Origin of the sequence: Inediibacterium massiliense (genome assembly GCF_001282725.1) — a bacterium.
Classification (GTDB): domain Bacteria; phylum Bacillota; class Clostridia; order Peptostreptococcales; family Thermotaleaceae; genus Anaerophilus; species Anaerophilus massiliensis.
Genome location: NZ_LN876586.1, coordinates 716,742 through 729,376, shown reverse-complemented (window position 1 = coordinate 729,376; position 12,635 = coordinate 716,742). Strand labels below are relative to the sequence as shown.

The 12,635-nt window shown below is 28.4% G+C and carries 13 protein-coding genes and 1 riboswitch; of the genes, 6 read left to right on the top strand and 7 right to left on the bottom strand.

The genetic code is table 11. The features are described 5' to 3' along the window. The first annotated feature begins 118 nt into the window (after positions 1 to 118). The 3 genes from BN2409_RS07230 to BN2409_RS07220 all read left to right on the top strand — a co-directional run bounded on the left by BN2409_RS07230 (position 119) and on the right by BN2409_RS07220 (position 1,343). Positions 119 to 757, top strand: coding sequence for a hypothetical protein (locus tag BN2409_RS07230; protein ID WP_053955960.1), 639 nt, complete (start codon positions 119 to 121; stop codon positions 755 to 757). A 14-nt stretch (positions 758 to 771) separates the two neighbouring features. Continuing rightward, a complete protein-coding gene (locus tag BN2409_RS07225) occupies positions 772 to 957 on the top strand; it encodes a DUF1858 domain-containing protein (protein ID WP_053955959.1) in 186 nt (61 codons plus the stop codon). 140 nt (positions 958 to 1,097) lie between these two features. Continuing rightward, the gene (locus BN2409_RS07220; protein WP_053955958.1) at positions 1,098 to 1,343 is read left to right on the top strand and encodes a hypothetical protein; all 246 of its coding nucleotides are present in this window, start codon (positions 1,098 to 1,100) and stop codon (positions 1,341 to 1,343) included. A gap of 67 nt (positions 1,344 to 1,410) precedes the next feature. On the opposite strand, the gene BN2409_RS07215 is transcribed toward BN2409_RS07220, so the two are convergent. The 7 genes from BN2409_RS07215 to trmB form a co-directional block, all read right to left on the bottom strand. Further along, a complete protein-coding gene (locus BN2409_RS07215; protein ID WP_110942998.1) occupies positions 1,411 to 2,097 on the bottom strand; it encodes a Crp/Fnr family transcriptional regulator in 687 nt (228 codons plus the stop codon). A gap of 42 nt (positions 2,098 to 2,139) precedes the next feature. Then, positions 2,140 to 2,691: a hemerythrin domain-containing protein gene (locus tag BN2409_RS07210; RefSeq protein WP_053955957.1), complete on the bottom strand. Its 552-nt coding sequence runs from the start codon at positions 2,689 to 2,691 to the stop codon at positions 2,140 to 2,142. Between the two features lie 98 nt (positions 2,692 to 2,789). Next, a complete protein-coding gene (locus BN2409_RS07205; RefSeq protein ID WP_053955956.1) occupies positions 2,790 to 3,131 on the bottom strand; it encodes a hypothetical protein in 342 nt (113 codons plus the stop codon). Continuing rightward, positions 3,118 to 4,413, bottom strand: coding sequence for a DUF1576 domain-containing protein (locus BN2409_RS07200; protein ID WP_053955955.1), 1,296 nt, complete (start codon positions 4,411 to 4,413; stop codon positions 3,118 to 3,120). The genes BN2409_RS07205 and BN2409_RS07200 overlap by 14 nt, the downstream gene beginning before the upstream one ends. Before the next feature lie 547 nt (positions 4,414 to 4,960). Then, positions 4,961 to 6,628, bottom strand: a complete 1,668-nt coding sequence (locus tag BN2409_RS07195; RefSeq protein ID WP_053955954.1) for a M3 family oligoendopeptidase — start codon at positions 6,626 to 6,628, stop codon at positions 4,961 to 4,963. A 42-nt stretch (positions 6,629 to 6,670) separates the two neighbouring features. Beyond that, positions 6,671 to 7,990 (bottom strand): Na+/H+ antiporter NhaC family protein, encoded by a 1,320-nt coding sequence (locus BN2409_RS07190; protein ID WP_053955953.1) that lies wholly within the window; start codon positions 7,988 to 7,990, stop codon positions 6,671 to 6,673. Positions 7,991 to 8,055: 65 nt separating this feature from the next. Continuing rightward, positions 8,056 to 8,157, bottom strand: a riboswitch (SAM riboswitch). 60 nt (positions 8,158 to 8,217) lie between these two features. After that, positions 8,218 to 8,868 carry a tRNA (guanosine(46)-N7)-methyltransferase TrmB gene (gene trmB, locus BN2409_RS07185; protein ID WP_053955952.1) on the bottom strand — a complete coding sequence of 217 codons (651 nt, stop codon included), beginning with the start codon at positions 8,866 to 8,868 and terminating at the stop codon, positions 8,218 to 8,220. A gap of 314 nt (positions 8,869 to 9,182) precedes the next feature. Between trmB and sdaAB the strand changes: the two genes are divergently transcribed. The 3 genes from sdaAB to BN2409_RS07170 all read left to right on the top strand — a co-directional run bounded on the left by sdaAB (position 9,183) and on the right by BN2409_RS07170 (position 12,606). After that, positions 9,183 to 9,863, top strand: coding sequence for an L-serine ammonia-lyase, iron-sulfur-dependent subunit beta (sdaAB, locus tag BN2409_RS07180; protein ID WP_053955951.1), 681 nt, complete (start codon positions 9,183 to 9,185; stop codon positions 9,861 to 9,863). 2 nt (positions 9,864 to 9,865) lie between these two features. Next, positions 9,866 to 10,741, top strand: coding sequence for an L-serine ammonia-lyase, iron-sulfur-dependent, subunit alpha (sdaAA, locus tag BN2409_RS07175; protein WP_053955950.1), 876 nt, complete (start codon positions 9,866 to 9,868; stop codon positions 10,739 to 10,741). A gap of 239 nt (positions 10,742 to 10,980) precedes the next feature. Further along, a complete protein-coding gene (locus BN2409_RS07170; RefSeq protein ID WP_053955949.1) occupies positions 10,981 to 12,606 on the top strand; it encodes a putative manganese-dependent inorganic diphosphatase in 1,626 nt (541 codons plus the stop codon). The last annotated feature ends 29 nt before the right edge of the window (positions 12,607 to 12,635 follow it).

Below are 12,635 nucleotides of genomic sequence, written 5' to 3'. Positions count from 1 at the left end.
TTTTTTTCAACGTTTTTCCCTTATTCTCATGTTTTTTTAAAAAAATTTTAAACTGTGATATAAGTCATAGTTTATATTTCTTAAAAAAATATATACTATATCTAAGGAGGAATACACAATGAGTAAATTTTTAGGACCCATTCATCATTGGCTATTTCACAAAATTCATCTTTACGAAGATCTAGAAAAAAAATTAATTCAGGCTTACAAAGAAAAATATGGAAATCTTATAGAAAAAATATCTCAACAAGCACAAGGAAAATATGGCCCTTTCTTAGAAACAAAGCCTTTGGATGAATTAATCAATGTGAATAATATTCATGGATGGCTTCAACACCAAATTTCCATAGTAGAAACTAGACAAGCAGAATTTTTACAAAAAGTTTTTGAACAATATGGAAAAGATAATATAGATACAGCTCTATCTATTTATAAAAAACAAGGATTAGAATGTGGCCAAAGTGCAAAAAATAATCACAATATAGAAGATGCGCCTTCTATTTATAAAGCTTTAAATGATTATATTTTAAATGGTATGCCTTGCGATCATGTAAATCATATTGTCATCAACAAACCTGAAAAATTACAGTGGACAAGTACTACATGCTTACACAAGCCTTATTGGGAAATTGCAGGAGCAGATATCCACACCTTCTACAAATTAAGAGATGCTTGGATTAAAGCATTTGTTGAAAATGCTAATGAAAGCTATACTTATACTGTAGATGGTCAAAATTATACAATTCTAAAAAAATAGAAAGGAGAATTTTTATGAAAATTACAAAGGATACTTTAATTGTTGATGCATTGAAAATCAATCCAAAGGCAGCAGAAATTTTAATGTCATTTGGAATGGGATGTTTAGGATGTCCGTCTTCTCAAATGGAAAGCTTAGAAGATGCTGCACAAGTTCATGGTATTGATCTTGAAAAATTATTAGAAGAATTAAATAAATAAAAAATAAATTTTTCTTATAGATTCATTAAAAACATTCAATCTATTCAAAAACAATAGATTGGATGTTTTTTATTTTATATCAAAGAATATGGACAATGTTTCATCCTACTACATATAATTTTACAAAAGGAGGTGTGTCCATGTATTGCTATCCATCTGATTATGATCTATTCTTAAGATATCAAAGATGTCTTTATCATGTCTTACAGCTTCAATATATTAATTATCAACAATATCAGCAACTTAAACAATACCCCCCTTTTGCTACTCTTACTCCCGAAGAATTAGAAAAAATAAAACAATTTGAAAAAGAATTAAATAATAAATATTATTTAATTGCATTTGAAAAAACGGTCAAAAATCTTATGAATAAACTTTATATTTAAATATGATAAAAAGTAAATCACTCCTTTGAGTGATTTACTTTTTATTAGCTATAGAGTTTTGCTATTTTTATTCTTCCTTAAAATAATGAGAAAGTTTATCTAATTGTACAATCATCCTTCTATTCCTATATTGAATAATTTTTAAGTCTTTTAACCTTTTTATGCTTCTTGAAATACTCTCTCTAGGGCTTCCTATCATATCTGCTAAATATGTAAGGGTTAAATTTAAATCAATTAAAGTTCCTTCCTTTACTTCTACTCCATAATCCTTTCCAAGTTTCCATAGCTTTGCTGCTACTTTCTTATCTATTGTGATAGGAACAGTATTTTTAAGCTGCCTATAAAGTCTTCTAATTTTTGTACTCATAGAATTGATAATTTTACAAGTTAATTCAAAATTATTTTCCATTATTTTCAAAAATATATCTCTATGAAAATATAAAATTTCTGCATCTTGAAAGGCCTCACAATTGATAGAAGCTGACCCTTGATCAAATACAACTTCATTAATCAATTCTCCTTCTTCTAATATATATATAATTTTTTTTTGACCTCTATTGGTGTATCTATATATGGTGACTTTCCCTTTTAAAACGATATATATATAATTCACCATATCTCTTTCAGAAAATATTTGTCTTCCTTTCTCCAAGTATTGTACAAAGCCTTTTTCTATAAGCATATCTATTGTTTTATGATCTAGTTCCTTTAAAATTGGTACTGCCAGAATTTCTTTTATATCTGGACTTCTCATTTTTCTCCCCCTACAAAAAATCTTTCTGTATTTATTTTATATTTATACCATTTTTTCTAATTTCTCAATCAGTTTTATATATTGGTTTGGAATATTTTTTTGTAATGCTAAATTTTCTACTCTCTCGCATTTTTCTTCTACTTCTTTTATGTCTTCTTTGCTAAGTGTTCTTTTAGCAAAAGTATATATAGCATGATCTTCTTTTTCTATATGTCTTTCTAATAAATCTGTATACGCAATAGCATTTGCAATAATATCTACCTTCGCATCATCATCTTTGTTTTGTACTTTTTTCACTGCTTCTTCTAAATGACTTATAAACAATCTTCCTAAATCATGTTCTGCAAGCATGCCATAAATAGGCCCTCTAGCTATCTTTTCTCCTAATACTTTAGACATTTTCTGAAATAAAATATTTTCTTCTTTACTATGATGATGCGCATCTGCATAATTTCTTACAAAATCTATAATTTCATAAAAAACATTATAGTCTAGTTCTTCATGATTTAAAATTTTAATGCATAGTTTTCTAATAACTTTTAGCATTCTTTTTATGTTTTTATGTTCTTCCATCATTAAATCGATAGCATCCATTGATATCCCTCCTATCTTTATCCTTTCCTTTTTTATTCTTTTTATCATATTTTTATAAGAACATTCATCCATAATACAATAGTAAAGGCATGTTGTATTTATTTTCTTTTATACAAAGTAACTTCCAATTGATCTTGTATAAAATTTATTTCTCCCTTGTCGATCATCATACCTATCAAAGTAAGTTCTGTATCCATATCACAAGACCCTGCAAGCTCCCAATAGTATTCTTCCATTTCTTCTTGCTTTGGAGCTTCTAAATATCGGATAAGCTTTTCTATTTTATTTTCTTGTCCTTTTGTATAGTTACTTTTTAGAAAAATTTTATAAAACTCATCTTCCTCTTTTAGATGAACTTCAATATCTGTAGCACCTATTAAGAAAAAATAATTTAACATTTCATCTACAATTTTACTAATCCTTTGTTTAATGTGTTTCATGATTCATCTCCCTCTCTTTTCTAAAAGCCTGTATAATTGGCAATAGTACTGCAGCTACAATGCCTGCAGCAAAACCATTGTTATAAAGATTTAATCCTCCATGTAAAACACCTACATTTAATACAACAGATGAATGAATAAAGCCTGCTAAAATACCATATTTCCACCCAAATTCTCCTGCAATAGGAGCCAAGGAAGTTCCAAATAAAGCTGCCAGTAAAATAGAAGGATCATTTATATTCCACATTTTTGTGATAGATCCAATATAAACACCTATCCATATAGGAATGATATTTTTAGAATGTTTTCCAAATGCACCAAATCCTACTACTGTCAAAATTCCTCCAATGGTAGGACCATTTAAATCTCCTCCTATCAAGAGAACATATACAGTTGATAGTAACCCATTTATACCCATATTGATAAGTGTAGGAGGAAACCCTTCTAATAACATAAAATCTGTAATCAATCTTCCTTCATATTGCATAATGTGTTTGACTCTTTTAAAAGATTTATCATTAAAATAAAAACCAATAAAAATCATAGATGTAAACATAAAAAATAAAAATATAGATAAAATTTGATTGTTTCCTGTAGTCCAAATAAATTGAATATTAGGTGAAAATCCATAGGACTTAAATACAGACACAAATATGGTTCCAATCATTCCTGCTGTAAAACCTATATTATATAAATTAAATCCTTGATGAACTTTCATCATATAAGCAGATAACGGTGGTAAAATAAATCCTATACTTAATCCAACAAGACTTCCAATAACAATTCTTATATAGATAGAAAACTGAGTATAAAAAAATATTTCTGTAACCATAGGTCCCATAGCGGTACCAAATAAAGCTACATATATATATTTTGAAAATTTATCCTTTTGTACTTTTGAATATAAATAAACCCCTAGTACAATAAACCATACATTAAATAAATTTTTCCCAAAAAAACTAAAGCCTTCAATTAAAAACAAAGCAGCCATAGTAGCTCCACTAAAATAAATCTTTAAATAATACAATAACCCCAAAAAAATAAGAGTTAATAATCCTGCATTCACAAAAGCGGCTCCCATTCCTCCTACTCCTATATAATCTGTAATTAAAGCATCTGGTTGTACAATAATACGATACATTCCATATAAAATCTTTTTTGGAGCATCTACTAAAAATCCAAATATAATTAAAGATATAGCATACCCACCTGTAATGAGATACCTATTTTGATTACTTACTTTATGTGTTTTGAGAATAGATTCTGATTTGTCAAACTTCATAAGATACACATCCCTCCCCTTTATCCATATAATTTTTATTCTTTTTCTTATTATATACCTCTATAACAGCTAATTTAATCTATATATTTCGATATTAACAGATTATATCTATCTTTTAAAGCTTTTCTTCTTTGTACCATAAATTGCTTCCTTTTTTCTTTATTATTTAAATTTATTCTCTTTAATTTTTTAAATTCATATAAAATATATTCTTATATTCATATATATTTTTTATATATGAATATAGTTTATTCCATTTATGTAAAACTATTTACATACAGTATGATATCGTAAGAAACTAAAAAACCACCCATAAGGTGGTCAGAATGTTGACAAAGTATATTGTAACAAAGTCATAGAAATTAGGAACATTTATTGAGAATTTATGAAAATATAGAATAAGTAAGAAAATGCTTAGCATTACACTGTTTGAGCATAGCGAGTTTGTAATGCTATTTTCGATCGTTTCTTTATATTTTCCAAATTTGAAAATCAGTGACGTTTTTTATGACTTTGTCTACAAACTTATCCACCCATAAGGTGGTTTTTAATTTTGTTTTTGTATTTCCTGTACCATATTTTTGATACAATCCTCTTCAAATGGAGATTTTATTTTTCCTATATTCACAAGCTCTAAAAAAGATTTGCTTCCTCCTGTTTTACATACATTCATATAGTTTTTCCATGTACTTTGAAAATCTTTTTTAGCTTGCATAAAAAATTGCAATGCACAAATTCCTGCCAATATATAATCAATATAATAAAATGGGTTTTTAAAAATATGTCCTTGTTGATGCCAATAACCGCCTCTTTTTAAATACTCATTTTCTCCATAATTTCTATAAGGAATATATTCATTTTCTAATTTTGCCCATAGATCTTTTCTATCTTTTATAGACATATTTGGGTTTTCATAAATATGATGTTGAAACTCATCTACTAATGCCCCATAAGGAATAAAGTGTAAAAACTCCCTTAAATGAACTTGTCTATATTGATCTGCATTTTCAAAAAAATGATCCATATAAGGATATGTGAAAAATTCCATACTCATAGCATGAATTTCACAAGCATCTAAAGTTGGAAAGTTGTATTCAGAAATGAGATAATCTTTACTTAAATACATTTGAAGAGCATGGCCTGCCTCATGAGTAAGTACATCTATATCATCTGCTGTCCCATTAAAATTTGCAAAAATAAAAGGCGTTTTATATTGTTTGATATAAGTACAAAATCCAGCTGGAGATTTCCCACTTTTACTCAATACATCTAATAAATTATTTTTAATCATATGTTCAAAAAAGTATTTTGTCTCCTCTGATAAGTCTTCATACATTTTTAGTCCCTTATGTAAAATTTCATTTGGATTTAATTCTAATTTTGCATTTCCTTTTTTGAAATAAATGAGTTCATCATAATAATAAAGTTCATTTAAATTTAATTTTTTTCTTTGTTCTTCTCTTAATTTTAAGCTTAAAGGAACAATATATTTTTTAATATTCTCCCTTAAATTTTTAATCATCTCTTGATTATAATCTATTCTAATCATACGATCATATCCTAATTGTACAAAATTTTTATATCCTATTTTTTTAGCCATTTGATCTCTTACTTTTACCAATTCATCATAGATTTCATCAAAGTGCTTTTCATTTTTCATAAAAAAATCATATTTTTTATCTACAGCTTTCTTTCTTATATTTCTATCTATATCCATTTGAAATAATCTCATTTGAGGAAGAGTATGATATTTTCCTTGAAAATATATTTTTGCTGAAGACAATAGAGTTGTATACTCACTCATGAGATTATTTTCAATATTTAAATCTTTTAAAATCAGAAAAGATACTACATTCTTTTTCATGTGAGCAATTTTAAAAAGCTGACTTCCCCATTTCTTTTCTAAATCATTTTTATATTTGGATTTTGTCAAAGCTTTATAATACTGTGAAATTAAATTTTCATAAATAGGAGTATATTGATCAAAAAAATTTTGTTCCTCTTTATAAAAAGAATCCTTCGTATCTATACAGTGACGAATATAAACAATAGTTTTCATACTTTCAAATTCATTTCTTAATAAATTGATCTCCTGTAATAATTGATCCTCTTCCTCAAAACTTTGTCCATCACAAAATTTTTGTAGTAGATGATTAAATTTTTCTTCATAATTTTTTATATCTGGTCTTTCATACTCAAATCCACTAAATTTCATTTTTTCACCTTCCTAGTACAAAACCCCAATCTTAGATTGGGGCTATTTTTCAAAACTTAAATCTTTTATAGAAGCTTCTTTAGGTCTTGGAATTCCAAATACAATTGCAAGTATTACACAAATCCCCATTAAATAAGGATAATATAAATATTTCATAATAGATATAGATGATATTCCTGCTACACTAGCTGCAACTAAAAGTTGAGCTCCATAAGGAATCATTCCTTGGCAAAAGCAGGAGAAGGTATCTAGTAAGCTCGCTGATCTCTTAGGATCAATATCATATCGATCTGCAATATCCTTTGCAATAGGTCCTGCCATTACAATAGCAATGGTATTATTAGCAGTACAAACATCTACAATTCCTACTAAAAGAGCGATTCCAAACTCTGCTCCTTTTTTTCCCTTGATTCTACTTGTAATAAATTCAAGTAGGAAATCTATTCCACCATTATATTTAATAACTTCTACCATACCTCCAATTAAAATAGATATGATCACAATCTCTGACATACCCATAATCCCTTTTCCTATAGCTTGCACAAATCCCCATATATCAAAGGCATGCGTGTATATACCAACTACTCCTGCAAATAATGTTCCGCCTACTAAAACAATCATTACATTAACTCCTAATAAAGCTCCTATTAAAACTGTTAAATAAGTCAATACCTTTAATAAACTATATTCATAATTTCCATCTAATACCATATTTCCTACATTTTTAGATGCAAATAAAATTGCTGTGACCATTGCAGCAGGTATAACAATCGCAAAATTCATCTTAAATTTATCTCTCATTTGACATCCTTGTGTTCTTGCAGCAGCAATTGTTGTATCAGAAATCATAGAAAGATTATCTCCAAACATAGCTCCACTAACAACTGCTCCTAATGCAAGTCCCATAGGAATTCCAGTCTTTTGTGCAATTCCAACAGCCATAGGAGCAAGTGCTACAATAGTTCCTACTGAAGTCCCTACAGATAATGAAATAAAACATCCTATTACAAAAACTCCTGCGATTAATATATTTCCCGGCAATATACTAAGACCTAAATTTACAGTTGAATCTACTGCTCCCATCTCTTTTGCTACTTGAGCAAATCCTCCTGCTAAAATAAAAATGATACACATTAAAATAATATTTGTATTTCCTGCTCCTTTACAAAATACTTCTACTTTTTCATGAATGCTAGTCTTTCTATTCATTGCAACAGCTACAATACTTGCTCCCAAAAAGGCCACACTCACAGGCATTTTATAAAAATCCCCTACAACAATAGATGTTGCTAGATACATTACTAGGAATACACCTAGTGGAATCAAAGCCCATGGATTTCCTTTTTTTTGATTTTTATTCATTATTATTCCTCCTAATTTTAATAAATAAAAAACCTCTTGCAGATAATGCAAGAAGTTATCTTCCATTCTTATCTGTCAGGTAATACCTGATGGAATTAGCACCACAGAATTAAATTCTAGGTTGCTGGGTTTCATAGGGCCAGTCCCTCCACCTCTCTGGATAAGATACTATTTAATTTTTATACTGTAAGTATTATATGAAAGTTTTATAATAAAGTCAATAGAATTTAGATATTGTTATTATTTACTATTTTTCCTTCACATCTATAAATCTTAAGACCTTGATTCATAAATTTATCTTCGTATTCTGTTGTAACATTCTCTATATCACTTTCTTTTAAATCTAATGATATATTTTTTAAATACAGTCCCTCATTACTAAACTCATTTAGTGAAAACTCAAATAGTTTTTCATTATCTGTTTTAAAATGAACTTCGCCTGTTTCTTCTAATATATTTTTATACATCTTTAAGAAATTATGATGAGTTAATCTTCTTTTAGCCCATCTCTTTTTAGGCCAAGGATCACAAAAGTTAATAAATAATCTTTGTACTTCGTTTTTATCAAAATACTCCTCTATTTTTTTTACATCTCCCCATATAAAAAGAATGTTTTTAAGATCTAATTCATATGCTTTTTCCACAGCTTTTAACAAAACTTCTTCTTTCATTTCCATTCCTATAAAATTTATATTTGGATGTTTCAAAGCCAAAGTAGTCAAGAACTTTCCTCTTCCCATCCCTAATTCTAAATAAATAGGATTTTCATTTTGAAATTCTTCATTCCATTTTCCTTTATATAAACAAGGATCTTGTATCACATAAGTAGTATAACTAAGTAGTTTCTCATCTGCTCCTTTTTTCTTTCTTCTTCTCATATTATTCTCCTTCTTGAATTGATCCATCATATTTAGTAACTTAAAATAGTTTATGAATATTTTATCATACTTTGAAAATTTTTTTTATTTTTATGGGTATTTTATATTATTTTGTAATGTATACATAATTGAAAATAATATACAAAAAATAGGAGTATGCTATAATAAAATTAAATATAAATACATTGAATATTATGAAACAGGGTATCTATTTATATATACGATTTACATAGAACTCAATTTAAATTTTTCAACAAATTTTCAAAATTTTTATTAAAATCTTAATCTTATACTCATACTAAGGAGTGAGAATAATGAAAAATTACAGTATCTTTGATATTATGGGACCTATTATGGTTGGACCATCTAGTTCTCATACTGCTGGTGCTGCAAGGCTTGCCAAAACTTCTCGAATTATTTCTGGAGGGAATATTGAAAAAGTAAAATTTTTACTTCATGGATCTTTTGCAAAAACATATAAAGGACACGGAACTGATAAAGCATTAGTAGCAGGAATCTTACTTTTAGACCCTTGGGATGAAAGGCTTCGAAATTCTTTTGAATTAGCAAAAGAACAAGGTATTTCTTTTGAATTCATAGAAACAGATTTAGGAGATGTTCACCCCAATACTGTAAAATTTATCATTATCAAAAAAGATGGTTCTACTTCAGAGATTACAGGCTCTTCTATTGGAGGAGGAAACATTCTTATTTTTGATATCAATGGAACTTCTGTAGAATTTACAGGAAATAATCCAACCATTATTACAAAACATCAAGATGTTCCTGGAGTCATATGGCAAATTACAAAAGTATTATTTGAAAGAAATATTAATATTGCCAATATGAAAGTTTATCAAAAGAAAAAAGGTGTAGAAGCTACTATGGTCATAGAAACTGATGGTTTATTATCCGATGAAGTCATCGAAGAAATAAAATCCATATCTTTGATTGATGATGTAAAAATTATCAATCCTATGGTGGAAGGAGAATAGATATGTTTGTAAACTCTGGAAAAGAATTGATAGAAGTCTGTCAACAAGAAAATTTAACCATTTGGAAATATACTTTAAAATCAGAAGCTGAAGATAGTAGTTTAACTGAAAAAGATGTTTTTGAAAAAATGAGAAATTCTTTTAAAGTAATGAAAGCTTCTGCTGAAGAAGCTTTAAATAAAGAAGTAAAATCTCATAGTGGGCTCATTGGAGGAAACGCTTTCAAACTTAATAAATATGTCCAAAATAAAAAAACTTTAACAGGAGATTTTATGGTAAAAGCAATGGCTAGAGCTATTTCTTGTTCAGAAGTCAATGCTGCTATGGGTAGAATTGTAGCTGCTCCTACAGCTGGATCTTGTGGAATTGTCCCTGCAACTATTTTGTCTGCTGGTGAAAAATTAAATCTATCTGAAGATGATATGGTAAAAGGTCTTTTAACTGCTACAGGAATCGGCATGATTATTGCAAAAAATGCTACTGTATCAGGTGCTGAGGGAGGTTGCCAAGCAGAATGTGGCTCAGCTGCTGCTATGGCTTCTGCAGCCGTAGTAGAAATGATGGGAGGAACAGTATCAGAATCTTTAGATGCAGCTGCTATTGTGATTAAAAATATTTTGGGACTTGTTTGTGATCCTGTAGCAGGACTCGTTGAAATTCCTTGTGCAAAGAGAAATGCATCTGGAACTGTTTCTGCTCTTACGACTGCTGATATGGTTTTAAGTGGTGTGAAAAGCTATATTCCTTTTGATGATGTAGTATCTGCCATGTACGAAGTAGGAAAAAGTCTTCCATGTGCATTACGTGAAACTGCCCTTGGAGGAGTAGCCGCTACTCCTACAGGAAAAGAGCTTCAAAGACAAGTATTTGGCGAATAATTCAAGTTTCTAACCGATAGGTTCAAAATAACCTATCGGTTTTATTTTTTTGTGAACGCTTTCTTTTCTTTCTATTCATTTTACAATATTCTATTTCACTCAAAATGTTGAAACCTACTACATACAATGATACAATATAGATATTTTGATGAATTCACTTCAGTCATCAAACTATTTTTAAAATCATCTACAATTTATTCATTGATATAATTTTTTAAAGAACTAGAAAGAGGTGCATTATGAAAACACTCATATTTGGTCATCAAAATCCTGATACGGACTCCGTATGTTCAGCTATTGCTTATTCTTATTTAAAGAATCAAATGGGTGAGTCCACTGTTCCAAAAGTTTTAGGTACAATACAAAAAGAATCTTTATATGTACTTGATAAATTTAATGTAAATCATCCAGATTTTCTTGAAAATGTAAAAATACAGGTAAAAGATTTAGAATATACACAAGTATCTCCTATCCAACAACATCATTCTATTCTTCATGCTTATCATCATATGGAATCTAATCAGCTCAAAACCATTCCAATTGTAGATGAAAATAGATTTCTAAAAGGGCTCCTTACAATGAAAGATATTGCTATGGAAATGATTCATGGAGATTTTCGTCATATTAAAACTTCACTATCTAATATTATCAATGACCTTGATGGAATTCCTCTTTATATTCCAGATGAAGATAAACTGGTAGAAGGAAACGTATCTGTCATGGCTTACTATTACAAATCTATAGTGGGTTTACTAGGATCTAAAGACATTATTATTGTAGGAGATCGATATGATATTATTGAAATGGCTATTTCAAATAAAGTTCAACTCCTCATTATCACGGGAGAATGTGAAATTCCTCAAAAATATATTGACCTGGCACAAAAAAATAGTGTTCCTATTATTAAAATTCCAAAAGATACTTATACTGTCAGTAAACTATTTCAACAATGTAATTTTGTATGTAAAATCATGAAAAAATCTTCATTAGTTAAATTTTCTTTAGATGATTATATAGATGACATCAAAGATGATATTATTACAACTAATTTTAGAAATTATCCTATTTTAGATGCCAATAGAAAATTCATGGGATTTATAGGCAGAAAACATCTTCTCAATCCTCAAAAAAAACAAGTTATACTAGTAGATCACAATGAATTTTCACAGAGCGCTGAAGGCATTGATGACGCTCAAATATTAGAGATTATTGACCACCATAAAATAGGAGGAATATCTACAAATCTACCTATAAATTTTATGAATATCCCTATTGGATCTACTTGTACAATTATTTATGAATTATATAAATCTAATCATATTTCTATTCCTTGTTCTATGGCAGGTCTTATGTTAAGTGGAATTATTTCTGATACACTTTATTTTAAATCTCCTACCTGTACCCAAAGAGATATTCATGCCGTAGAGGAGTTAAATAAAATTACTCAATTAAATCTAGATGAATATGCCCTATCCATGTTTAAAGCTGGAACAGCTTTAGAAGGATATACAGAAGAAGAAATATTTTTTAGAGATTTTAAAGACTTTTTAATACATGATATGAAAATAGGTATATCTCAAGTATTTACTTTAGATATAGAAGAAGTAAATAAAAAACAGTCTATCTTAATCAAATTTATGGATCAACTCAGACAACAAAAAGAATATCATATGCTTATTTTAACTGTTACAGATATTATTAACGAAGGATCATATTTCTTTTATAGTTCATCTAACGAAAACTTATTATCCTATGCTTTTCATATAGATCCTATACAAGGAGCATTTGCAAAAGATATTGTTTCTAGAAAAAAACAAATCGTACCTATGCTTACTCATGCAATAGAATTATTAAACTATATATAAACTTTAAAAACCGTCAATCAAGGATTGAC